At 41.0% G+C, this 23,899-nt stretch carries 18 protein-coding genes; 13 read left to right on the top strand and 5 right to left on the bottom strand.

The window, feature by feature from the left end:
• Positions 1-87: 87 nt before the first annotated feature.
• Complete coding sequence (locus K7X70_RS13575) at positions 88-948, top strand: bifunctional transcriptional activator/DNA repair enzyme AdaA (RefSeq protein WP_222537565.1); 861 nt, start codon at positions 88-90, stop codon at positions 946-948.
• Here K7X70_RS13575 and K7X70_RS13570 read toward each other — a convergent pair whose 3' ends face one another.
• The gene (locus K7X70_RS13570) at positions 949-1,851 is read right to left on the bottom strand and encodes a DNA-3-methyladenine glycosylase family protein (RefSeq protein WP_222537564.1); all 903 of its coding nucleotides are present in this window, start codon (positions 1,849-1,851) and stop codon (positions 949-951) included.
• A gap of 145 nt (positions 1,852-1,996) precedes the next feature.
• On the opposite strand from K7X70_RS13570, the gene K7X70_RS13565 reads away from it, so the two are divergent.
• From K7X70_RS13565 to K7X70_RS13540, 6 genes are all read left to right on the top strand, one after another.
• Complete coding sequence (locus K7X70_RS13565) at positions 1,997-3,904, top strand: 7TM diverse intracellular signaling domain-containing protein (RefSeq protein ID WP_222537563.1); 1,908 nt, start codon at positions 1,997-1,999, stop codon at positions 3,902-3,904.
• Between the two features lie 316 nt (positions 3,905-4,220).
• Positions 4,221-7,133: a SusC/RagA family TonB-linked outer membrane protein gene (locus tag K7X70_RS13560; RefSeq protein ID WP_222537562.1), complete on the top strand. Its 2,913-nt coding sequence runs from the start codon at positions 4,221-4,223 to the stop codon at positions 7,131-7,133.
• A gap of 12 nt (positions 7,134-7,145) precedes the next feature.
• Positions 7,146-8,573, top strand: a complete 1,428-nt coding sequence (locus K7X70_RS13555) for a RagB/SusD family nutrient uptake outer membrane protein (RefSeq protein ID WP_222537561.1) — start codon at positions 7,146-7,148, stop codon at positions 8,571-8,573.
• 45 nt (positions 8,574-8,618) lie between these two features.
• Positions 8,619-10,919: a glycoside hydrolase family 3 N-terminal domain-containing protein gene (locus tag K7X70_RS13550; protein WP_222537560.1), complete on the top strand. Its 2,301-nt coding sequence runs from the start codon at positions 8,619-8,621 to the stop codon at positions 10,917-10,919.
• Positions 10,920-10,934: 15 nt separating this feature from the next.
• Positions 10,935-12,362: a glycoside hydrolase family 30 protein gene (locus tag K7X70_RS13545; RefSeq protein WP_222537559.1), complete on the top strand. Its 1,428-nt coding sequence runs from the start codon at positions 10,935-10,937 to the stop codon at positions 12,360-12,362.
• 184 nt (positions 12,363-12,546) lie between these two features.
• The gene (locus K7X70_RS13540; protein ID WP_255607179.1) at positions 12,547-13,038 is read left to right on the top strand and encodes a hypothetical protein; all 492 of its coding nucleotides are present in this window, start codon (positions 12,547-12,549) and stop codon (positions 13,036-13,038) included.
• 98 nt (positions 13,039-13,136) lie between these two features.
• Here the strand turns inward: K7X70_RS13540 and K7X70_RS13535 are convergent, their stop codons facing one another.
• Positions 13,137-13,823, bottom strand: a complete 687-nt coding sequence (locus tag K7X70_RS13535) for an RluA family pseudouridine synthase (RefSeq protein ID WP_222537558.1) — start codon at positions 13,821-13,823, stop codon at positions 13,137-13,139.
• Between the two features lie 39 nt (positions 13,824-13,862).
• Positions 13,863-14,678, bottom strand: coding sequence for a 3-methyl-2-oxobutanoate hydroxymethyltransferase (panB, locus tag K7X70_RS13530; protein WP_222537557.1), 816 nt, complete (start codon positions 14,676-14,678; stop codon positions 13,863-13,865).
• Positions 14,679-14,921: 243 nt separating this feature from the next.
• Between panB and carA the strand changes: the two genes are divergently transcribed.
• The 6 genes from carA (at position 14,922) to K7X70_RS13500 (ending at position 21,046) form a co-directional block, all read left to right on the top strand.
• Positions 14,922-16,034 (top strand): glutamine-hydrolyzing carbamoyl-phosphate synthase small subunit, encoded by a 1,113-nt coding sequence (gene carA / locus K7X70_RS13525; protein WP_222537556.1) that lies wholly within the window; start codon positions 14,922-14,924, stop codon positions 16,032-16,034.
• A gap of 99 nt (positions 16,035-16,133) precedes the next feature.
• Positions 16,134-16,904, top strand: a complete 771-nt coding sequence (locus tag K7X70_RS13520) for an ABC transporter ATP-binding protein (RefSeq protein WP_222537555.1) — start codon at positions 16,134-16,136, stop codon at positions 16,902-16,904.
• Between the two features lie 7 nt (positions 16,905-16,911).
• Positions 16,912-18,003 carry an ABC transporter permease gene (locus tag K7X70_RS13515; protein ID WP_222537554.1) on the top strand — a complete coding sequence of 364 codons (1,092 nt, stop codon included), beginning with the start codon at positions 16,912-16,914 and terminating at the stop codon, positions 18,001-18,003.
• A 326-nt stretch (positions 18,004-18,329) separates the two neighbouring features.
• Positions 18,330-19,013: an aquaporin Z gene (gene aqpZ / locus K7X70_RS13510; RefSeq protein ID WP_222537553.1), complete on the top strand. Its 684-nt coding sequence runs from the start codon at positions 18,330-18,332 to the stop codon at positions 19,011-19,013.
• A gap of 162 nt (positions 19,014-19,175) precedes the next feature.
• Positions 19,176-20,471 carry a phosphopyruvate hydratase gene (gene eno, locus K7X70_RS13505; protein ID WP_187665888.1) on the top strand — a complete coding sequence of 432 codons (1,296 nt, stop codon included), beginning with the start codon at positions 19,176-19,178 and terminating at the stop codon, positions 20,469-20,471.
• Between the two features lie 275 nt (positions 20,472-20,746).
• On the top strand, positions 20,747-21,046 hold the full coding sequence (locus K7X70_RS13500; RefSeq protein ID WP_187665887.1) for an FtsB family cell division protein: 300 nt from the start codon (positions 20,747-20,749) through the stop codon (positions 21,044-21,046).
• Here the strand turns inward: K7X70_RS13500 and K7X70_RS13495 are convergent.
• Together K7X70_RS13495 and K7X70_RS13490 are read right to left on the bottom strand one after the other, a co-directional pair.
• Complete coding sequence (locus tag K7X70_RS13495; RefSeq protein ID WP_222537552.1) at positions 21,043-21,654, bottom strand: trimeric intracellular cation channel family protein; 612 nt, start codon at positions 21,652-21,654, stop codon at positions 21,043-21,045. The two genes, K7X70_RS13500 and K7X70_RS13495, sit on opposite strands and share 4 nt — an antisense overlap.
• Before the next feature lie 12 nt (positions 21,655-21,666).
• Positions 21,667-23,751 (bottom strand): hypothetical protein, encoded by a 2,085-nt coding sequence (locus K7X70_RS13490; protein WP_222537551.1) that lies wholly within the window; start codon positions 23,749-23,751, stop codon positions 21,667-21,669.
• Positions 23,752-23,899: the final 148 nt, after the last annotated feature.

Below are 23,899 nucleotides of genomic sequence, written 5' to 3'. Positions count from 1 at the left end.
GACAAGAAATACAGTACTTAAATAGCGCAAGTTTCGGGTTTCCACAGCGCCGTCCACCCCTTAATTTTGGGATATAAATTTAAAACCATGGAAACATCAGATCAAATCGATTATCAAAGAATTGAAAAAGCGATTGAATATTTAAAGACGAATTTCAAACAGCAGCCCTCTTTGGAAGATATCGCTGCACATGTTCATTTAAGTCCTTTTCATTTCCAGCGTATGTTTAAGGAGTGGGCCGGTGTGAGTCCTAAACAGTTTCTGCAATACCTAAGCATAGAGTATGCGAAAGGAATCTTGAAAAATCAGAATGGCAAATTGGCTGAGGCTGCTTATGAAACCGGTTTATCAGGCACCAGCAGGCTCCACGATCTTTTCATCAAAATCGAAGGAATGACACCCGGAGAATTTAAAAATGGCGGACAGCAGTTACAAATCAATTATAGTTTCGCAGACAGTCCTTTTGGGCGATTATTGGTGGCTTCCACCGCTAAAGGCATTTGCTACATGGCCTTTTCTGACGATTCAAATCAGGCATTCCATGAACTCCAGCAACTATTTCCTAATGCAAAGTACCAGCAGCTGCTTGATCAGCTGCAACAGCATGCACTTTATATATTTAGCACAGATTGGAGCAGGTTATCCGAAGTAAAACTTCATTTAAAAGGAACGGATTTCCAGATCAAAGTATGGCAAACGCTATTAAAAATTCCTTCTGGAGATCTGGCAACTTATGCTGCCATTGCCAATGACCTGCAAAACCCTAAAGCCAATCGTGCAGTAGGCAGCGCAGTAGGCAAAAACCCGGTAGCCTTCTTAATTCCTTGTCACAGGGTGATTAAATCTACAGGAGAATTGGGGCAATACCATTGGGGAGCAAGCAGAAAAACAGCAATGATTGGTTGGGAAGCATCAAAAAATGATACACCAATAGGAGAGCAGGTATAATTACACTCGTTTAGAAAGCGTTCTCCAGAGGTAAAAAACAAGGTAACTTTCCCAGCCCTCATATCCAGAAAAAAAGGCTTCAATTTCGTCAACGTCCTTTTTATCTTTGATGATGCCTAGATTCACCAATGCGTTTAATAACCCAGCATCACCATGAGGGATACAAGAGCGCTCCTTCAAACTTTTCATCAGTGCGTAATTTGCAGTCCAAACCCCCACTCCTTTCACATTGATCAAAGCCTTTTGACGGGAGGCTAGATCGGGCATTGCAAGTAACCCGGATTTACTGAGCCTTTGATCATCAAAAGCAGCGGCGATCTGTAAGACATACGCCGCTTTGCTTCTAGAAAATTGCATGGCCTGCAATTCTTCCTGTACTGCATTTACTAAAACTTCTGGCTTTGGAAAAAGAAAGTACTGTTGCCCCTCAAAATCCAATGTTTCTCCGTAGCGTTCTACCAGTTTTCTTTTGAGCTTATAGGCAAAAGTTAAATTGATCTGCTGTCCGATGATGGCCCAGCAGATGGCTTCAAACAAATCGGGGATGCCGATCAGCCGAAGACCAAAATAGTGTGCCTTCATAAAAGACAAACGAGGATCTCTGAGCATCAATTCATAGAATGGCTTAAGATCCAGGTCCAGATCAAACCAGTCATTCACAAAACCTTTCAATTCAACAATTTCTTCAGGGCTTAAAGCCCGATTTAAAACAGAAACCTTTAACTGTTCATCCTCCTCTTCGATACGAACCAATGCGAGCCCATTTGTCAACTGCAGTGCCCTGGTCACACTGTTTTTAGCTACACTGTATAGGCAATCATCAAAGCCACGGTCTAAAAACCACAGACATTCTCCAAAGTTAAAATCAGCGGGAACAGCAAGAAAGAAACACGATGCTAGCATCCCGTAAAAATAGTCATTTGACTATAAAATTAAATCTGATTCTTGCTAAATCCCTGCCCTATTGCTGAGTACGACAGGATCGATGTTGTGCATTAAGATTTTTAACCCGACCTTCGCGCCGTAATTTAATTTGCGGTGTGCCCTTATGTCTTCAAAATTCTTATTTCTATTTAAAGCGATTTTCCTGATCATCTTACTTTCCTTTGCTACAAGCAAAGATTTAAGGGCACAGGAAGTTGTAGAAATAAACGACAAAATTGACCAGCACATCTTTTCCTTTAAACAGATTGAGGTCCTTTCGGATACTTCCGGGAAGCTTACTTTTGACCAGATTCGCAGTAAAGCCATCTCTCAGCAGTTTAAACCCAGTAAAACCAGCACCCCTCAAACCACTAAATTAAATAAAGTCTATTGGTTCAAGATCAATATTAAAAATAACAGTAAGGCAGAGAAGTACTTCTTGCTGGAATTTTTTGATCAGACATTAGACCATGTTACCGCTTATATCCCCCAGGCAGATGGCAGTTATAAAGTAAAAGAATTTGGCGATCAGTTTCCTTTCTACAGCAGGAAATTGCACCATAAAAACTTCGAATTCTATCTAAATAACGATAATGACGAGGTACAAACCTATTATTTTAAGATTCAGTCGTCACAAATTGGTGACGCTATTATCGTACTGCGCTCGGTAGACTGGTTCATTTCCTACGCTCTGGACGAATACTTTTACTTTGGTATTTTCTATGGAATGATCCTGGTGTTCAGTTTTTACAACCTGATCATGTTTATTGCTATGCGCCAGAAGCAATACCTATATTATGTACTTTACAATCTGAGTGTTGGCTTCTTTGAAATGAGTACTGATGGCATCGCCTATCAGTATTTATGGCCAAATCAGCCTGTATGGAACCAGACCGCCTATGCCGTAGCCTTATATGCAGTCAGTATTTTTGCCCTGCTTTTTACCCGGGAACTGTTATTTGTCAAGTCTAAAGCACCAAAATTAAATCGTCTGATTTTAGGTGTAATTGCCCTCCGTACCCTATGGTTTTTATACTGTCTGGTGTTTAATCAAAACCTATTCAGCTATAAATTTCTCGATGCCATTCCTTTGTCGGTGGCCTTTTTTACTGGTATTTACATTTACCGACAAGGTTATCTCCCGGCCCGATTCTTCGTATTGGGGTATAGTTTCCTGTTTTTAGGCTTCTTGCTGAAGTTCTTCATTATGCTCCATTTCTCTTTTTTAAACTTCGGAGCCATCAGTTATTACAGCCTCAGCTTCTGCTTTATCCTCGAAATGGTATTTCTGTCTTTTGCCATTGGCGATAAGGTGAGTATTTTGAGAAAGAAAAAAGACATTGTGCACCGTCAGATGATCCGTTCTATGGCGGAGAATGTGAAGCTAAAAGACACCTTAAATCAGGAATTGGAAAGTCAGGTAGAAGAACGTACCAGGGAAGTATATCATAAATCCCTAATTATTGAGGCAAAAAATGCAGAATTGCTGGATGCCAACGACCGGCTAAAACAACAGGCGGAGGAGATTTCCAGGATGAATACTTTGCTGGAGCAGGACAATCAGGAGCTGCAAACCAATGTAGAAAAGGTAACGCGCGACCGGGTAATGTCTACCGATGTAGACTTTGAAGAATTCAGCAAAATCTATCCGGATAAGGAAAGCTGCAACCTATTCCTGTCTGAACTAAAATGGAAAAACGGCTACCACTGCAGGAAATGTAAGAACGATCATTTTTACAGTGGACACATCGCCTATAGCAGAAGATGCAGCAAATGCGGTTATGAAGAATCCGTAACCAGCTTCACCATTTTCCACAATACCCGTATCCCAATTGTGAAGGCCTTCTATATGGTTTTCCTGGTTTACTCTTCTAAGGGAAAAATCTCTTCTCACAAATTATCGGAGATCCTGGGCATCCGTCAAAGCACCTGCTGGACCTATGGATCCGGTATCAAACAAGTGATGGAGGAGCGAAAAGCTCAGCTTAAAAAAGCCAGCAAAAACGGCTGGAGTCAGCTGGTTTTAGACTAAAAATCCCCTGATCATTCTGATTTTTAACGCTCCCACAGGATACCATCCTGTAATTTAACATTTTTTTTACGTGTTTAAGATAAGGGTACTTAAGCGTATCAGATCAGGTAATGGCCTAAGCCTGAACAGCAACACTACACCCTGTCTATCAACACTTAAGCCCATTTTCAAACCAGGGTACTAAAGCGTATCAAAACCGACTCAATAACCTAATTATCAATGATTTAGCAAAAATAAAACCTTCCAATCACTAGGATTTAACATAAAATCAACGTTAACTTTATCACATCAAATTCATTAAACAAAAGCAAAAATTATGAGAAAAAAGTTTACTCTTTTTATCCTTAGCTTACTCTGTACCATCTCTGTGAGTATGGCCCAGGAGCTTAACGTTAAGGGAGAGGTGAAAGACGAAAAAGGTCTGCCGCTTCCAGGTGTTTCTGTTAAAATTAAAGGAACAGCTAAAGGTGCAATGACCGGCAATAATGGAAAGTATACGTTGACTGCCCCAGGCAATGCGACGTTGGTTTTTTCCTTTATTGGTTATAAAACTATTGAGCAGGCGGTGAACAATAACACCACTGTGAACGTAAATCTATCCGAAGACAATAATGAATTAAATGAGGTGGTCGTGATCGGTTACGGTACTGCCACCAAGAAGGACCTGACCACAGCAGTGACCACGGTATCTTCTAAAGACCTGAAAAATCAGCCCATCACTAATCCTTTACAAGCAGTACAAGGTAGAGCGGCAGGTGTACAGGTTACCGCACAATCTGGTAAACCAGGTGCAGAGATTGCAATCAGCATTCGTGGAAATACTTCCATCACTGCTTCAAACAGTCCGCTATATGTAATTGACGGGGTAACTTCCAGAAATGCAGGTTTCCTAAACCCAAATGACATAGAATCTTTAACCATTTTGAAAGATGCAGCCGCAGCAGCCATTTATGGATCAAGCGGTGCGAATGGTGTAGTTTTAATCACTACTAAAAAAGGTGTTTCTGGCAAAGTAAAAGTGGAATTCAATGCTTTTACTGGCATTTCGAATTTCTGGCGCAAACAAGATGTACTGAATGCAGATCAATATATTGATTTGATGAAAGAAATGGGCTATACTTCTTATGGCGATGGCAGCAATACTGACTGGCAAAAAGAAACATTCGGCACAGGTAAACAAAACCAATATCAGGTATCCCTATCTGGTGGTGGCAATGGTGGCAATTTTTACCTTTCTACCGGCTACCAACAAGACAAAGGTATTGTAGCTCCCGCACAACTGGACCGATATACAGTTAACTTTAACGGTTCACAAGTAGCTACACCATGGTTAAAATTCACTGGAACCGCAGCTTTAACCGCAAGAAACTCTATTGATGTAGCCGATAATGCAGGTGTTGCACGTGGAGGTACCATTTTAGCGGCTTTAACTACGCCTTCAACCATTGGTATTTACAATCCGAATGGCACATATACCACTATTCCAAACTCTGGTGGATGGGACAATCCAATTGCCCAGGCTTATGGTGCGAAAAATAAAAGCAGAAACTTCCGTTTTATCGGATCATTCGGTGGAGAGATCAAATTCACTAAAGATTTGATTTTCAAATCAACAATCAGTACCAATGTGAATCAGAATTATTATGACTATAACCTTGATGCCTTCAAAACCACTTACGGACGTGCAGAAGGTGGAATTTATAGAAACAATAAAACCAACGACAATGTATGGCTGAATGAAAACATCTTGACCTATACCAAAAACTTTGGTAAAAATGCATTTTCAGCAACTGGTGGTTATACCTTACAATCTTCAGATTACAACTACGTAGAATATGAAGAAAACAGGTTCTATAAGCCACAAACTGATCAGAAAAATGACAAGCCAGTTGTCGTTCCTAAAGTTCCTCAAAGAGCACAATGGGCTAAGCAATCTTACCTAACCAGAGTAACTTATGCTTATGATAGCAAATACTTATTGAGCGCAAACTTCAGAGCCGATGGTTCTTCGCGATTCAGTGATGAGCAGCGTTTCGGTTATTTCCCTTCTGCATCTGCGGGATGGAGAATCTCTGGTGAGAACTTCCTGAAAGACAGCAAAACCATCAACGATTTAAAAATCAGAGGTAGCTGGGGTAAAGTAGGTAACGATGAAGGAATCGGTGACTATGCCTGGATGAAACTTTATGAAGAAAATGCACAGGGTGATTATAACCTGACCAACCTGAAAAACACGGGTCTATCCTGGGAAACAACCACGCAGAGCAATATTGGTTTAGATTTAACCATGTTCAATAACAGGGTAACTTTCACGGCTGACGCTTATTTGAAAAAAACCAATGATCTATTGATCAAAGTACAATTAGCACCATCGGCAGGTTTTGCAGAACAAGCCTATAATGTAGGCTCTATGGAAAACAAAGGGATGGAGTTTACATTATCCACTAAAAACGTAGATAAAGAGAAATTCAGCTGGTCTACAGATATGAACATCTCTTTCAACAAAAACAAAGTAACCAGTTTAGGTACTTCTACCCCATCATTAGATTTCGGTGGTATTTCCTCCCGTACTGCAGCTGTTCGTGTGGTTCCAGGCAGACCATTGGGCAGTTTCTATGGTCTAAAATATACAGGCGTAGATCCAGCAACAGGTAAAGCAACTTATGAAGACCTGAACAACGATGGTAAAATTGATGTAAAGGATGACAGAACTTTTATCGGCTCAGCACAACCTGATTTCATCTATGGGATGACCAATAACTTCCGTTATGGTAATTTCGGACTAAACATCTTCTTCCAGGGTGTTCAGGGTAACCAGATGTTCAATGCTTCCAGAATTGATTTAGAAGGTCTTAACGACTCTAAAAACCAGTCTGCTACTGTATTAGACCGCTGGACGCCGCAAAACACGAATGGAAGTATTCCAGGATCGGAAAAAGGAAAAACCGAGAACTCACTTACTTCCAGCAGATTCATAGAAAATGCTTCCTACCTGCGTCTAAAAACCGCGACCCTTTCTTACAATTTCGGTGATGCTTTCTTAGCCCGTATGAACATGAGCAGACTTACCGTATTTGTGACTGGCTACAATATCCTAACCTTCACAAAATACAAAGGCTTGGATCCTGAAGTAAGTCAGTATGGCGCAAACGGCCCAAGTATGGGTGTGGATTATGGCACCTACCCACAAAGCAGAAGCTTCCTTTTAGGTGTAAACGTTGGATTTTAATAACAAATAGACATGAGAATTAAATTATATTCAATTTTAGCAGCTGCAGCCCTGACTATCGGGCTACAAACCAGCTGTAAAAAAGATTTTTTAGATAAAACCCCCTTCAACCAAAAAACGCCGGAAGAGGCTTTTGTAGACCTTAAAGGGGCCGAAAAGCTACTTGGAGGTGCTTATGGAGGAATGTACAACAATACCCACATCTGGGATTTCATGCTCAATGGGGATGTGATTGCTGATAACGCTTATGCTGGCGGTGATAACCCTGCGATGTTTCAAATGGATGAGTTTCGGGTAAACTCTACCAATGAAGTACTGGAAAGAGACTGGTCAGAACTGTATTCACAGATTAAAAATGCAAATGAGGTATTAGAAAATGTACCCCTTATTCAAGATCCTGAATTAGATAAAGGCAATAGAAGATCACAAATCCTGGGAGAAGCAGCCGGAATCAGGGCTTATCTATACTTATACCTAGTACGTTTATGGGGTCCGGTACCAATTGTACTAAAAACACCAGCCAATCAGGCAGAAATGCAGGTTCCAAGATCTAGTGTAGCAGTAGTTTACGAACAGATCATTAAAGACCTGGAATATGCGCTCGCCAACACCAGAACGACAGCTCCTAATAAGGGGATTTTCACTAAAGGTGTAGCCAATGCGTTATTGGCTAAAGTATATGCCTCTAAAGCCAACCCAGACTGGACAAAAGTAAACCAGTATGCAGATGCGGTTATTGGCGGTGGATACACTTTATTTGGCAGCTATGATGGTTTATTTACAGGGACTAACAAAAACAATTCAGAATCTATCTGGGAAATGCAGTTTGATGGCGGCAATGGCGCCAATAAACGTGGAAACTGGATGCCGAGTGTGATTGTAGGTGGCGGATGGAAAAAATTCTGTACCCCAACTAACGATCTTGCTGCAGCATTTGATGCAGAAGGTGATCAGATCCGTAAAAATTCAAGCATCAAATTCCTGAATACTACTTCGGAAGGCTGGAGCGATACCTTTTGGCCAAAAGCGAAATATCCTTACATCAATAAATACAGAAATGATGACCAGACGAATATCTATTTCCTTCGTTTGGCAGATATTATCTTGTTAAAAGCGGAAGCACTAAATGAGTTAACTCCAGGTGGCTGGGCGCAGGCAAAACCATTGGTAGATCAAATCAGAAACCGTGTGAACCTTGGTGCTACTCCAGCAGCAGATCAGGCGGCAATGCGTTTGGCAATTGAAAAAGAACGTCGTCTGGAGCTTGCTTTTGAGGGACAGCGCTGGTATGACCTGGTCCGCACCAATCGTGCCATCCAGGTGATGAACGCACAGAAAGACGGAAATGGCGCATCGCTAAACTATAACCTTACTGCCGACAAAATCTTATTGCCGATGTCGCAGAAAGAACAAGATAGAAATACGGCCATCAACAAATAATTTTTACCGGGAGCAATATCAATTGCTCCCTTTTTAAATACACAAATGACACTAAAAACAACCCTATCCTTATTGTTGCTTTCCAGTACTTTTGGTACGGCTATCGCTCAAAATAACAACCAGGCAAAAGCAGAAGCCTTGTTAAAAAAAATGACGATTGAAGAGAAAGTCGGACAAATGGCCCAAATTACACTGGATGTCGTTGGAAAAGGAAAAGGACGCTATGAAAGCGATGAACCTTTCGGTTTAGACGAGAAAGAATTACAAAGAGTATTGGTAAAATACCATGTTGGTTCTATCTTAAATACTTCAAACAACAGAGCAAGAACCCCGCAGGTTTGGTATAACATCATCAGTAAGATTCAGAATGTGGCGATGAAACAAACACCAAACAAAATCCCGGTGATTTATGGTGTAGATGAAATCCATGGTGCTACCTATACGGTTGGTGCAACAATGTTCCCACAGCAAATTGGTCAGGCAGCTACATTTAACCGCGCACTGGTAAAAAATGGTGCTTCAATTACTGCTTATGAAACCCGCGCAAGCGCTATTCCATGGAACTTTGCCCCGCTATTGGACGTAGGTTCTGATCCGCGTTTCCCTCGTCAGTGGGAAAGTTTCGGAGAAGATCCTTACCTGATTAAAGAACTGGGTGTAGCCGCAGTAAAAGGTTACGAAGGTGAAGATGGCAAAGTTTCACATCCGGAAAAAGTAGCTTCTTCGATCAAGCACTTCCTGGGTTACCAGGTATCGGTTTCAGGAAAAGACAGAACTCCTGCTTTTATTTCAGATCAAGCATTAAGAGAGTACCATTTACCTCCTTTTAAAGCGGCAATTGATGCAGGTGCGAAAACCATTATGATCAATTCTGGGATCATCAATGGTGTTCCGGTTCATGCCAATTACCATATCCTAACGGAATTATTAAAAGAAGAATTGAACTTCAAAGGTTTAGTAGTGACCGATTGGGGTGATATTGAAAACCTTTACAAAAGAGATCGCATTGCGAAAGACGACAAAGAAGCGATTATGCTGGCTATTAATGCCGGTATCGACATGTCGATGATCGCTTATAACTACGAGACTTTCTGCGATAACCTTTTGGCTTTAGTGAAAGAAGGAAAAGTTAAAGAATCTCGTATTGATGATGCCGTAAGAAGAATTTTATGGGTAAAATATGAATTGAACCTATTTGATAAACCAACTACCCATCCTAAAGACTACCCGAAATTCGGCAGCAAGGAATTTGAAAACGCAGCCTATCAGACCGCAGCAGAATCGATCACCTTATTGAAAAACACAGATCAGATCCTGCCATTGGCGAAAGGAACAAAAATCCTGGTTGCTGGCCCGAATGCCAATTCTATGAGGACCTTAAACGGAGCATGGACTTACTCATGGCAAGGGGAAAAAGTGGAAGAGTTTGCCGCTAAATACAATACCATCCTGAAAGCTTTGCAAAATAAAGCAGGAAAAGAAAACGTAACTTACTTTCCAGGTGTGAGCTATAAAATGGATGGCAAATATTATGAGGATTATGCAGATAAAATGGACGAAACCATTGCTGCAGCGAAAGATGCAGATGTCATCGTGCTTTGCCTTGGAGAAAACTCTTATACAGAATCTCCGGGTAATATGAACGATTTATACCTGTCGGATTTACAAACAGAACTGGCGCAGAAACTAGCGGCAACCGGTAAAAAAGTAATCCTGGTATTGAATGAAGGCCGTCCACGTGTGATCAGCAAATTTGAAAAGAAAATGGCTGCTGTAGTGCAGACTTACCTTCCGGGTAACTTCGGTGGTGATGCCCTTGCAGATGTACTGTATGGTGTAGTTAATCCTTCAGGAAAACTGCCTTATACGTACCCACAATTCCCTAACGCCTTGTTTACCTATTACCATAAACCATCAGAAAATAAAGGCACCACAGAAGGTGTTTACAATTATGATGCGGATTATAACCCTCAATACGTATTTGGTGCTGGTTTGAGTTATACTACCTTCAAATATGACCAATTGAAATTGAGCAGCAATACCCTTAAAAAAGGAGAAACGCTGACGGTTACTGTAAACGTAAGCAACACTGGTAAAGTAGCTGGTAAAGAAAGTGTATTACTATTTACTTCAGATTTATATGCCACCTTAATCACTCCAGATGTGAAACGTTTGAGAGGATTTGAGAAAATCGACCTGAAAGCTGGAGAAACAAAAACGGTTACTTTTAAAATTCAACCGGAAGACCTGGCTTTCATCAATACAGAAAGCAAAGCGATCACGGAAGAAGGAGAATTTACCCTTCAGATTGCAGATCAAAAAATCAATTTTAACTACATCCCTTAATTAGCTATAGCATCTATGAGATTATTAAATTTAAGCGTGATTGCTGCCCTGGCATTGAGTTCATGTGCCAGTAAAAAAGAAACACCAGTAACTACTGGCGTGGAATCATGGATCACCAGCGGCGATCGCTCTGCCCTATTGCAAAAGCAAAAAACACCTTTACATTTCTCTACAGCGATGAATAACCACATCAATATTGTAGTAGATGAGCAGCAGACTTTCCAAACCATGGATGGCTTTGGCTATACCTTAACCGGTGGAAGTGCTACCTTGATGAACGGACTTCCTACTGCAGAGAAAAAGGCAATGCTAAAAGAGATTTTCTCTACGGACGGAAATGGGATTGGCATTAGTTACCTGCGTTTGAGCGTTGGTGCTTCAGATTTAAGTGCAGAAACCTTCACTTATAATGAAATGCCAAAAGGACAAACTGACCCGGAACTGAAAAACTTCTCTATTGCAAAAGAGATGACGGACCTGGTTCCTATGTTAAAAGAAATCATTGCCATCAATCCAAAAATCAAGATCATGGGTTCTCCATGGACGGCACCTACCTGGATGAAAGACAATCAAGCTTACCGTGGTGGTAGTTTAAAACCTGAATATTATCAGGTTTATGCCAAATATTTCGTGAAATATATTGAGGCAATGAAAGCACAAGGCATCGTCATTGATGCGGTAACCATCCAAAACGAGCCATTACATCCGGGCAACAACCCAAGCATGTACATGACACCACAGGATCAGGCCAGCTTCGTGAAAACTGCTTTAGGTCCAGTATTTAAAGCCGCAGGCATCAAAACTAAAATTATCATTTATGATCATAATGCAGATCGTCCGGATTATCCAATCACGATCTTAAAAGATCCGGAAGCTAACCAGTACATCGATGGTTCTGCTTTCCACTTATATGGCGGACAAATCTCTGCTTTATCACAAGTGCATGAAGCCTTCCCTAACAAAAACATCTATTTTACAGAGCAATGGGTAGGTGGCCCTGGTGATTTCGCCAAGGACCTAAAATGGCATGTTGCCACCTTAATGATTGGTGCACCAAGAAATTGGAGTAAAACCGTATTGGAATGGAACCTTGCAGCAGATCCACAATACCGTCCATTTACGCCAGATGGTGGCTGTACCAGCTGTTTAGGTGCAATTACTGTAGATGGTAAAACCTGGAGCAAAAACATCGCCTTCTATTCAATCGGTCAGACTTCTAAATTCGTACCTACTGGTTCTGTACGTATTGCTTCAAATCAAAACGATAAAATCCAGAACGTTGCTTATAAAACACCCGCAGGAAAACTAGTATTAGTGACGATGAATAACAGTGACGAGGCACAAACCTTCAACATTAAATACAATGGCCAGGTGGTAAGTACTACACTTGCCGCAGGTTCTGCTGGAACTTATGTCTGGAACAGCAAGCCAAGAGCTAAATAATATTGGTCATGGGTTTATTTTATAAGCCATACCATCATCAAATCAGTTTAGGGGGGTGTATCATTTAATTATGGTCACCCTCTTTCTGTATCCTCAGATGCTATGATCTCTGGTTCAGCTGTTTTAAAGCTTGTACTTTTTGGCAGGCCAATTGCAGTAGACTAAGAAATCAAATCATAAAAAAATGAATAAACATCTCTTATTATTTGCAGGCCTAGCTGCCATGATGGCTTCCTGCACCAGTAATCAGGCAGATAAAAAATTGACAGACTCTTCTGCAATCATTGCAGTGGACACCACTTTTACCGCAACCAACGACAAGCCTGAGCATTCGATCCACTGCTACGAATATATTAAAAACAAAGATACCGCTTCCATGCAGCTACGTACCAATGGTGAAGAAATCACTGGCTTTCTGGATTACCACATTTGGGAAAAAGATGCCAATAAAGGCACGCTTTCCGGAGAAATGAAAGGGGATACTTTAATTGCAGAATACACTTTTGATTCGGAAGGCCTAAGATCTGTGAGGGAAATTGTGCTCCTTAAAAAGGATGGTAAATTCTACGAAGGCTACGGCCCGGTCAAAGAAGAAAAAGGAAAATACAGGTTTGAGAACCGCGCACAGCTGAAGTTCGACAATAACGTTGTCTTTAGCCCTAAACCTTGCAACTAGTCTTAAAGCTTGAAAAGGCATAAAAAACCCCAATAAGTTAACGCTCCTATCTATCGCATCAGCTTATTGGGGTTTACAGCAGCAGCGCTGCTTAAATATTACATATTTTCAAACTTTTCCCAGAAGCCATCCACCGGAAGCTTTGCGAAAATATTGACCGGTTCTTTTTTCACCGGGTGAAGAAATTGCAATCTGCGGGCATGAAGGCAAATGCTGCCTTTCCTACTTCCTCTTGGGTAACCATATTTGTTATCCCCTACAATCGGACATCCTAACGTAGAAAGCTGTACCCTGATCTGGTGCGACCTTCCAGTGAGCGGATCTACCTCAATCAGGTAATAACCGTTCAGTTCTCCAATCAGACGATAGCTCAATTCCGCACGCTGACTGCCCGGTACTTCTACATTATGCGGTGTTACCACGTTCTTTTGTGGATTCTTTACCAGCCAATGCACTAAAGTTCCAGAAATCTGTGCCGGCTTATTTCTCACCACTGCCCAATAAGTTTTCTTTACCTCTCTGTTTTTGAAAATCGCATTCATCCGTTCCAAGGCTTTGCTTGTCTTTGCAAACAAGATCACGCCACTTACCGGACGGTCTAAACGATGTACTACGCCAAGGAAAGCACTATTTGGCTTATTATAGGTTTTGGCAAGGTACTTTTTTACCTTTTCATCCAGGGGCTCGTCCCCTGTTTCATCTACCTGTACAATATCACCTGCGCGTTTATTAATCGCAATCAGGTGGTTGTCTTCATAAAGTATATCTTTTGCTGTTATTGGCATCTGTAGGTCTGGAGCTGGTTAAAGCCCTGCTTATAAAACTTAATACTGCTCTTTTTCGTTCGGGAAATCACTCGACTTCACATCTTTAATATAAGACTGTGCGGCATTTAAAATACCATCATACAGGTTCACATATTGGCGTAAGAAACGAGGCTTGAACCCTTTTGTTAAACCAATCATGTCATTTACCACCAATACTTGTCCGTCGCAATCCGTTCCTGCACCAATTCCAATCGTAGGGATAATTAAAGATTCTGATACTTCTTTACCCAATTTCGCCGGAATTTTTTCCAATACCACGGCAAAACATCCTGCTTCCTGTAAAGCAAGCGCATCTGTTTTCAATTTCAAAGCTTCCGCTTCATCTTTGGCCCTTACTGTGTAAGTACCGAACTTATATATAGACTGAGGAGTTAAACCCAAATGTCCCATTACAGGGATTCCTGCAGTAATGATTCTTTGTACAGATTCAACGATTTCCGTTCCACCTTCCATCTTCACCGCATGGGCACCGGACTCTTTCATAATTCTGATGGCAGAAACTAGCGCTTCTTTAGAATTGCCCTGATAAGATCCAAAAGGAAGATCCACTACTACTAAAGCACGTGAAGCACCTCTAACCACCGATTGCGCGTGATAGATCATCTGATCTAAGGTAATCGGCAAGGTAGTTTCATGACCTGCCATGACGTTGGAAGCTGAATCTCCAACCAATAAAACATCTAAACCAGCATCATCAAGGATGGTTGCCATCGAGTAGTCGTAAGCAGTTAACATCGCAATCTTTTCACCATTTTGCTTCATTGCTTGCAAAATATGGGTCGTGATCCGTTTTACTTCTTTATTTACAGACATCTTTTTTTATATTTTAGTTTGGGCAAAATTACTTTTTACATCCGAAATAAAGCGAGTTTAATTGCTTTTGTGACAGAATGTGAAAAAAATCCTTGATTTAAAACCTCAAAAATGTATCTTTGTATCCCGAAATGAAGGGGTTACTTAACAGCACATTTGTTAACTACAGAAGTGATATCAAAATCACGCATGATCCATCGTTTTTCTCTTTTTTCACCATAATTTCTCATTTTTATACACACAATGACTAACTACACCAAGTTACCTGCAATCTTGTTATTGGCTGATGGCACCGTTTACTACGGAAAAGCTGCGGGAAAAATCGGCACAACGACCGGAGAAATCTGTTTCAATACAGGAATGACTGGATATCAGGAAATTTTCACTGATCCTTCTTACTTCGGACAGATCATGGTTACCACCAATGCACATATTGGGAATTATGGAATCCACAGAGAAGAAATTGAGTCTGACAGCATCAAAATCGCAGGTCTGGTTTGTAAAAACTACAACATCGGATTTAGCCGTAAAGAAGCATCAGAGTCTATTCAGGACTATTTTCAGAATGAAAACATTGTAGGAATTTCAGATATTGACACTCGTGCTTTGGTACGTCACATCAGAAATAAAGGTGCAATGAACGGCATCATCTCTTCAGAGATCACTGATCTTGAAGAATTGAAAGCTAAATTAGCAGCAGTTCCATCTATGGACGGTCTGGAACTGTCTTCTCAGGTGTCTACTAAAGAACCTTATTTCTATGGCAACCCTGACGCTACTTATAAAGTTGCAGCATTAGACCTTGGAATTAAAAAGAACATCCTGCGCAACTTCGAAGCAAGAGATATGTATGTTCAGGTATTCCCAGCTAAAACCAGCTTTGAAGAAATGAACAAATGGAATGCAGACGGATACTTTATCTCTAACGGCCCTGGTGATCCATCGGCAATGCCTTATGCAATTGAAACTGTAAAACAAATACTTGCGGCCGACAAACCATTGTTCGGAATCTGCTTAGGTCACCAGTTATTAGCGGAAGCTAACGGTATTGGTACCATGAAAATGTTTAATGGACACAGAGGATTGAACCACCCAGTAAAAAATATCATCAAAAACCACTGTGAAGTTACTTCTCAGAATCATGGTTTCGGTGTAATTGCTGAAGAAGTGAAAAAATCGGATAAAGTAGAAATTACCCACTTGAACCTGAACGATCAAAGTATCGAAGGGATCCGTGTGAAAGGTAAAAAAGCATTCTCGGTACAATACCACCCAGAGTCTTCTCCAGGTCCACATGACTCACGTTACTTATTTGATGATTTCATTGAAATGATCAAAAATGACTTGGCCTGGTAATTAGGACCATTTATCTATAAAACATCATTTTACCGTTATATTCGAAGGTTTAGCAGGATTAGGTTTTCTATTCCTTCTAAACCTTCTTACATTTATAGCATGGACAACACCAATGCCATCATTAGTGTGAAGAACCTCGTAAAAAAATACGACGACTTTACCGCAGTACAAGGCATCAGCTTTGATGTGTATCAAAACGAAATCTTTGGACTTTTAGGTCCGAATGGAGCCGGAAAAACCACCACCTTAGAAATCATAGAAACCCTTCGTGAGAAAACTTCAGGAGAGATCCTGGTAGATGGTTATGATGTCGATAAAGAAGCCAATAAGATCAAAAGAATTATTGGTGTACAACTACAGGCTGCAGGATACTACCCTAATCTAAACCTCGTAGAGCTGATGGAATTGTTTTCCGGATTATATGGCGTAGACATCAACCCGATGGAAATGCTGGAAAAGGTTAACCTGCAAGATAAAGCCAAAGCCAAGTATAAAGCGCTTTCCGGCGGACAAAAACAGCGTTTTTCGATTGCCACTACCCTAATTAATGCTCCAAAAATCATCTTCCTGGATGAACCAACCACTGGTTTGGATCCACAGGCCAGACGTAACCTTTGGGACTTAATCATCGAGATCAGAAAAAACGGCACTACCGTAGTCCTCACCACCCATTATATGGATGAAGCAGAGCAATTGTGCGACCGCGTTGCCTTTGTAGAACGTGGAGAAATCATTGCATTAGACACGCCAGACAACCTGATAGACCAGCTGATCAGCACCGGTTTTGAAAGAAAAAAAGAAGTTAAAAAAGCCAATCTGGAAGATGTTTTCATCCAGCTCACTGGCAAAGAATGGCGTGAAGACAATTAATAAGAACATGAGCAAACCTTACAATCATACTAAAGCTACCATGGCACTTGCGAAAGCAAGTTTCCGTTCGATCATGCGTAGCCCATCAGCCGTAGTATTTACACTGGCTTTCCCATTGGTTTTTATCCTGGTATTTGGATTTCTTGGCAAAGGCGGCATAAAAGTCGACCTGGCCATTGCACCAGGTTCTGACCTGCACAATCCGATCATTGTGGCGCTGGAAGAAAACCCGGTAGTACACCTGATCAGGGATAAAGACGCCACAGAAATTAAAACAGATCTGGAGAAAGGCAGCATTGATGGCCTCATCCATGTAGAAAAAAATACAGCGGAGAAACCTGCTTATAAAGCCAAGGTAGCATATACCTCCGCTTCTATAGACAAAGGAAATGTCCTGAAATCAGTGATTCATAACCTGATGTACAACTTAAATTCCAAAGATATGATGCCAACTGTGGCAGAATTGAACGAAAGCACTGTACAGGGTCGTATTTACCGTACCATCGACTTTATTCTTCCGGGACAGCTTGGCTTCTCTCTGTTGAGTACAGGTGTATTCGGAACTGCATTTGTATTTTTCAATTTACGTCAGACGCTGGTGATCAAACGTTTTTTCGCCACACCGGTGAGAAAATCAAGCATTGTTTTCGGTGAAGGAATTGCCAGGATTGGATTTGCCTTATTGGGTGCCGTATTTATCATCATGATTGGTCATTTCTTTTTCCATTTCACCCTGGTTCATGGCGCAATTACCGTCATTAATATGTTAATCCTGGCCATCATCGGCCTGATCGTATTTATGGGTTTTGGATTCGTCGTCTCTGGAATTGCTAAAAGTGAAAGCACCATCCCTCCTATTTCCAACATCATTACCTTACCGCAATTCTTATTGTCGGGTACATTTTTCTCTATCGATGCCTTCCCTGAATGGTTACAACCTATTAGCAGGGCATTACCGCTGACTTATTTAAACGATGCCATGAGAAAAGTTGCTTTTGAAGGTGCTGGATTATGGGATGTAAAACACCAGATCCTGATCATGATTGTATGGGGTATCGGGATTTATGCCGTGGCCGTCAAAGTATTTAAATGGGAATAGCTGGCTTGTAAAATCTGGCAACAGGTTTTTCAAATCTTATCAAAACAAAACATACTCAGCGTTCTTCCGAAAGGAAGGACGCTTTTTTTTTGATTAAACCTGTCGGAACAGGTCAAAAACAGGCTACAATTTCAGGCTAAAACAGCTGAAATCAATCCTCAGAATGCGCGACAAAAAAAGCGAAAAACAGCCTTAAAATACAAAAAAAATAGGCACATAGACATCTGACAATCAATCAAATACCACCAAAAAAATCACATTAGGAATATTAAAAACATGTTAGTAAATTCCTGTATAAATTAACGAACAACAAAAACCTTAAAAAAATGAAAAAACTAGCTGCAGAATTTATTGGAACCTTTTGGCTGGTGCTTGGCGGTTGCGGAAGCGCCGTACTGGCCTGCAATTTTCCTGGTGCCGGTATCGGCTTCCTGGGCGTTGCGCTCGCTTTTGGCTTAACGGTAGTGACCATGGCCTATGCTGTTGGACACATTTCCGGTGCACATTTTAATCCGGCAGTCACTGTTGGCGTATGGATGAGCGGCCGCTTTGATGGCAAAGACCTGATCCCGTATATTATTTCCCAGGTTTTAGGTGGTATTTTAGCCGCTGCTGTGCTCTATGTGATCGCCACTGGCAATGGCAGCGAAATCGGAAGTTTTGCAACCAACGGCTACGGAGCGCATTCGCCCGGCAAGTACAGCATGGTTGCAGCATTGGTTTGCGAAGTAGTCATGACTTTTATCTTTTTACTCGTTATTCTGGGCGCTACAGACGACAGGGCTCCTAAAGGCTTTGCCGGTTTAGCTATTGGATTGAGCTTAACGCTGATCCATTTAATCAGCATTCCAGTAACTAATACTTCTGTAAATCCTGCTAGAAGTACCAGTCAGGCGCTATTTGTAGGTGGAGAAGCTGTAGGCCAATTATGGCTGTTCTGGGTAGCCCCTATTGCTGGTGCAATACTCGCCGGATTGGTCTATAAAGCTATTTTTGCCTCAAAACCATAGGTCAGCCGTTTTTTAAGTCGCTATAAACTAATTATATAACATTTTAAAAGCCGTAATTAAATTAATTACGGCTTTTTTGTGTTTAATTTTTAACTTTGGATATCGCCATAGTAATTGTAAGATTTACACTAAGGCTGACTAACAAAATAAAATCCAATAAAAATGAGTTTAATAATTGATGTTCATGCCAGACAAATCCTCGATTCAAGAGGGAACCCTACTATTGAAGTAGATGTAATGACCGAAAATGGCGTTCTTGGTCGTGCTGCAGTACCTTCTGGTGCTTCAACAGGTATGCATGAAGCGGTAGAGCTTCGTGATAACGACAAGTCTGTGTACTTGGGTAAAGGTGTTTTAAAAGCCGTTGCCAACGTAAATGATAAAATCGCTGATGAATTAAGAGGTGTTGATGTATTTGAACAAAATGCAATTGACAACTTAATGATCAAACTTGACGGAACAGACAACAAAGCAAACTTAGGCGCAAATGCGATTTTAGGTGTTTCTTTAGCGGTTGCTAAAGCAGCAGCTCAAGAGAGCCGTCAGCCTTTATACCGTTATATCGGTGGTGTGAATGCGAACATTTTACCTATCCCGATGATGAACATCGTGAATGGTGGTTCTCACTCTGATGCGCCTATCGCGTTCCAGGAATTCATGATCATGCCAGTAGGCGCGTCATCTTTCTCTGAAGCATTAAGATGGGGAACAGAAGTTTTTCATAACTTAAAAGCAATCTTACATGGCCGTGGTCTTTCTACTGCTGTAGGTGATGAAGGTGGTTTTGCACCAACATTCGACAGCACGGAAGATGCAGTGGAGACGATCATTCAGGCAATTGAAAAAGCAGGTTACAAAGCAGGAGAGCAAATCTTCTTAGCATTTGACTGTGCTGCTTCTGAGTTCTTCGTGAACGGTAAATACGACTATACTAAATTTGAAGGTGAAAAAGGTGCGATCCGTACCAGTGCTGAGCAAGCAGAATACCTTGCACAGCTAACGGAAAAATATCCAATTATCTCTATTGAAGATGGTATGGATGAAAATGACTGGGATGGATGGAAAATGTTAACAGACAGAGTTGGCGATAAAGTTCAGTTGGTTGGTGATGATTTATTCGTAACTAATGTAACTCGTTTACAAGACGGTATCGACAAGAAAACTGCAAACTCTATCTTAGTAAAAGTAAACCAAATCGGTACTTTAACAGAGACAATCAATGCAGTTAGCCTGGCACAAACCAATGGTTATACTTCTGTAATGTCTCATAGAAGTGGAGAAACTGAAGATACTACGATTGCAGATTTAGCAGTAGCTTTAAACTGTGGTCAGATCAAAACAGGTTCTGCTTCACGTTCAGACAGGATTGCAAAATACAACCAATTGTTACGTATTGAAGAAGAACTAGGTTCTGCAGCACGTTTCATCGGTAAAGACTTCAAATATTTCAAAAAATAGTGAATTGAATGAGCCAATTGGTTTCATTCATTACCTTGTTGTGAGCAGGATTGCTTCACAAAATAAAGTGTTTTTGTCCTCAAATGACATTTATTTTGTACGTATGTAAAAAACCTGCAAATCATACAAAAAGAACATCCGGAGCGTTAAACCTTCGGATGTTTTTTTGTTTTTAAGTATCCCGGTTTTTGTTTTTCCGGGTATATCACATTCTTATGCACATTGTGTTCATATTTTCATAGGTTTGTACTTTCATATCTTTATATCTTTGTATCATGGAACGTTTGCTGGAACTAATACGCAATAAATACTTCCTGTCTGTGGCGGCCTTCATCGTATGGATGTTGTTTTTCGACAGGAATGACATGGTATCTCAATACGAATTCCGTTCTGAGGTGCACAAACTTCAGGAAGAAAAGGATTTCTATGAAAAGGAAACTGCACAGGTAAAGAAAGATCTGAGCGAGTTGAGCACCAATCTGAACATGGCAGAGAAATTTGCACGTGAGAAATACTTCATGAAGAAAGACAATGAGGATGTTTTTGTGATTGTAAAAGAAGCGCCTAAAAACTAATATCCGAATTTAGGCAGGGTGAGTCTGTACTTGACCACTACCACTCTAAATATAAAGATAAAGGCAATTACAGAGATATTGGCCATATCATCTTCCATTTTAAAATGCTTGAGTCCAAAATAGAGAGAGCCGCCCAAAATACAGGCAGTGGCGTAGATTTCCTTTCGGAAAATCAAAGGGATCGTGTTTAAGAAGGTATCTCTAATTACCCCACCGAAACATCCGGTAATCGTTCCTAAAGCGATACAGATCCCTGGACTCAATCCAAATGCAATCCCCTTCTGAATACCCAGCATGGTAAATAAACCTAGTCCGAGGGAATCAAACAGGAACAGGGTAATTCTAAATTTTCTGATGTGTGTTTTAAAGAAAATTGTAGCCAGCGAAGTGAACAGAATCAGCAGACAATAGTTGATATCCCGCATCCAGGCTACCGGTGTATCCCCCAGCAGCATATCCCTGACCGTACCCCCTCCAATGGAAGTCACAAATGCGATGATCAGCACCCCAAAAGGATCGAGTCTTCTCTGCATAGCCGCAAAAGAGCCCGAGATTGCAAAGGCAACCGTACCCAATACTTCAATGGTTTCCATTGTACCAATCTGCATATCCTGTGGGAATTAAATTTCGCCGTTTCTCTTTCTGAAAAACCACTCCAAGCTAAGCAATAAGATGATCATCGCAAACAACCATTTAAAATTTATCAGCGCTTCATATTTCAGGTCTTCATAACTCAGCGTTTTAATGTTTTCATTCTTTTCGATCTCCTGTTTGATTTTGAGAAGATCTGAAGGCATATATAGCTTGCCATTCGTCTGAATGGCCATACTATTCAGCAATTGGTGGTTGGCAATCGTTTGCTGATATTCAGCAATCATGGCATTCACATAGAAAGCACCCTGGGCCTGGTATTTCTTGTCGCCGAGCGTGGTGCTTGCTGTGAACGTATAATTTCCGGCAGGTAACATCCCCGCATCCAGCTGATAAGCAGCCGTTGTTCTTGAAAAAAGAAAATTAAACACCTTTCCCGCTTCATTTTTCAACTGCAGACTCACATCTGGCGCATTCACTGCCACATAGCTATCATTATACAGCAGGGCATTGATCAATACCTGCTCATTTTCCTCGAAAGTATTTTTTGAAGGATAGACTTTGAACTTACGTTTGTCGTCCTTCACTGCCAGATATTGAACCGTCTTAGCAATCAAATCATTCAATACCGGAGGAGTCAAGCCATCTTTTGCTTCAGATAATTTCCAGCGCCATAGTCCTTCTCCTATCAGGTAACCGGCTTTACGGCCATTGTCATTCACAAAAAATAATTGCGGTGCATCCGTTTTAATTTTTCCAATTCGCTGTTTCAAGGCCACAAAGCCAGCTCCATTGATCATCACTTTACCAAAGGGAGCCAGTAAAGGATCAAAATCATGGATGACCTTAACCGCAGCAGCATCAATATTGAAAGTTGTAAAATCTGGATTCACGGTAGAGAAAGCTTCCTGAATGGCACTGTTTGCTCCATTAATGCTGACTAGTTTCTGCAGTGCATTAAAGCGGTTAATGTCCGATTGCGCCCCAACAATATACCAGGCAGGTACATTACTCTGCTGCAATTTGCCCATAAAAGCAGCTCCTGTTCGCTGTACATCTGGCAATTGATATAAAATCAATAAACCATAATCATTCGGATTCAGTACGTTTAGCTCTTCCCCAACAACCACTTTTATCTCGTAATTCTTATTGGCACTGAGTGCCTGCCTGATCACTGTGAGATCTGGATGCACCCCTCCAGCTGCAATCAATACCTGCTGACGTGCATCAATCACTTCTATAAAAATCTGTTGTGTATTATTTTTCTCGGATACCTCGTTGGCCAATGGGCTCAGCTGTACGGTATATTTTTGCAGACCCAATTTATTGGCCTTCAATTTTACAGGAATCGCGGCGGCAAAAGCATTACTGTTGATCGCCACCTGCTGCTCAGCTACTTGTTTCCCATTTTCAAATACTTTCAATTTTGCCAGCTCGCCCTTGCTTTCAAAAGCCTCAACCTGCACTTCTATCGTAAAGTCATTGTTTAGATAAACCAGGTTATTATGATTTATATTGGCTATTCTCAGGTCCCGCTTAGGAATCGTATCGCCCAAAGCAATGGCATATACCGGCGCCTTTAATTTGTTTAAATCATATAACGGACTGCCACCACGGTTAAAGATGCCATCTGAGGCCATAATTACCGCGCCGACGTTCCTATTCAGGTACACCTCATTTAATCGGTTAAACAGTGCCGTAGCGTTACTCAGCTTGCCTTTATTACCAAAATCAAAGCCGTTCTTTATACTATCACTAAAATGATAAACTTTTACCTCATAATTTCCAGAAAGCTGATCCCTTAATTTTTGCAAATCCGCTTCATACTGCCCTTTGTTAAAGCCGGCAGGCACTACATGGCCTACAGAAAGCGAATTGTCCTGCGCAATAATGATCAATGGTTTCTCCAGCTGATAACTTAAACGCTTCATCAATGGTAAAAACAGCAAGGCACAAATTACCGCAACCACAACCGCTCTTAACGAAGCCAGGAACCATCGCAACCTGGAATCCAAATGCGCAGTTTTACGATAAGCGACACCAGCAAACAGCAGTCCTAATAAAAGACAGGCGATCAAAGTCAGTACCGTATAAAAATTAAAGGAATTGCCCATAAGTATAGGGCTAAGATGCTAATTTTTAAAAAATAAAATCAAATTATTTAACAGTAAAGCCTATCACCTTCCAGATTTTTACGCATAAAAAAGGAGCATCTGTGTGAGGGCCTAGGAAATTTTGCCCCTTCAGGCAAAAGGTTCCAGC

The organism is Pedobacter polysacchareus, assembly GCF_019802255.1.
Lineage (GTDB): Bacteria > Bacteroidota > Bacteroidia > Sphingobacteriales > Sphingobacteriaceae > Pedobacter > Pedobacter polysacchareus.
The sequence above is the reverse complement of the archived record's forward strand: the minus strand, read 5'-3'. Positions and strand labels throughout refer to the sequence as shown.

Bases quoted from the DNA above. Each gene is read 5' to 3' on its own strand.
- K7X70_RS13575 (WP_222537565.1), top strand. From the start codon at position 88: ATGGAAACATCAGATCAAATCGATTATCAAAGAATTGAAAAAGCGATT.
- K7X70_RS13570 (WP_222537564.1), bottom strand. From the start codon at position 1,851: ATGCTAGCATCGTGTTTCTTTCTTGCTGTTCCCGCTGATTTTAACTTT.
- K7X70_RS13565 (WP_222537563.1), top strand. From the start codon at position 1,997: ATGTCTTCAAAATTCTTATTTCTATTTAAAGCGATTTTCCTGATCATC.
- K7X70_RS13560 (WP_222537562.1), top strand. From the start codon at position 4,221: ATGAGAAAAAAGTTTACTCTTTTTATCCTTAGCTTACTCTGTACCATC.
- K7X70_RS13555 (WP_222537561.1), top strand. From the start codon at position 7,146: ATGAGAATTAAATTATATTCAATTTTAGCAGCTGCAGCCCTGACTATC.
- K7X70_RS13550 (WP_222537560.1), top strand. From the start codon at position 8,619: ATGACACTAAAAACAACCCTATCCTTATTGTTGCTTTCCAGTACTTTT.
- K7X70_RS13545 (WP_222537559.1), top strand. From the start codon at position 10,935: ATGAGATTATTAAATTTAAGCGTGATTGCTGCCCTGGCATTGAGTTCA.
- K7X70_RS13540 (WP_255607179.1), top strand. From the start codon at position 12,547: ATGAATAAACATCTCTTATTATTTGCAGGCCTAGCTGCCATGATGGCT.
- K7X70_RS13535 (WP_222537558.1), bottom strand. From the start codon at position 13,823: ATGCCAATAACAGCAAAAGATATACTTTATGAAGACAACCACCTGATT.
- panB (WP_222537557.1), bottom strand. From the start codon at position 14,678: ATGTCTGTAAATAAAGAAGTAAAACGGATCACGACCCATATTTTGCAA.
- carA (WP_222537556.1), top strand. From the start codon at position 14,922: ATGACTAACTACACCAAGTTACCTGCAATCTTGTTATTGGCTGATGGC.
- K7X70_RS13520 (WP_222537555.1), top strand. From the start codon at position 16,134: ATGGACAACACCAATGCCATCATTAGTGTGAAGAACCTCGTAAAAAAA.
- K7X70_RS13515 (WP_222537554.1), top strand. From the start codon at position 16,912: ATGAGCAAACCTTACAATCATACTAAAGCTACCATGGCACTTGCGAAA.
- aqpZ (WP_222537553.1), top strand. From the start codon at position 18,330: ATGAAAAAACTAGCTGCAGAATTTATTGGAACCTTTTGGCTGGTGCTT.
- eno (WP_187665888.1), top strand. From the start codon at position 19,176: ATGAGTTTAATAATTGATGTTCATGCCAGACAAATCCTCGATTCAAGA.
- K7X70_RS13500 (WP_187665887.1), top strand. From the start codon at position 20,747: ATGGAACGTTTGCTGGAACTAATACGCAATAAATACTTCCTGTCTGTG.
- K7X70_RS13495 (WP_222537552.1), bottom strand. From the start codon at position 21,654: ATGCAGATTGGTACAATGGAAACCATTGAAGTATTGGGTACGGTTGCC.
- K7X70_RS13490 (WP_222537551.1), bottom strand. From the start codon at position 23,751: ATGGGCAATTCCTTTAATTTTTATACGGTACTGACTTTGATCGCCTGT.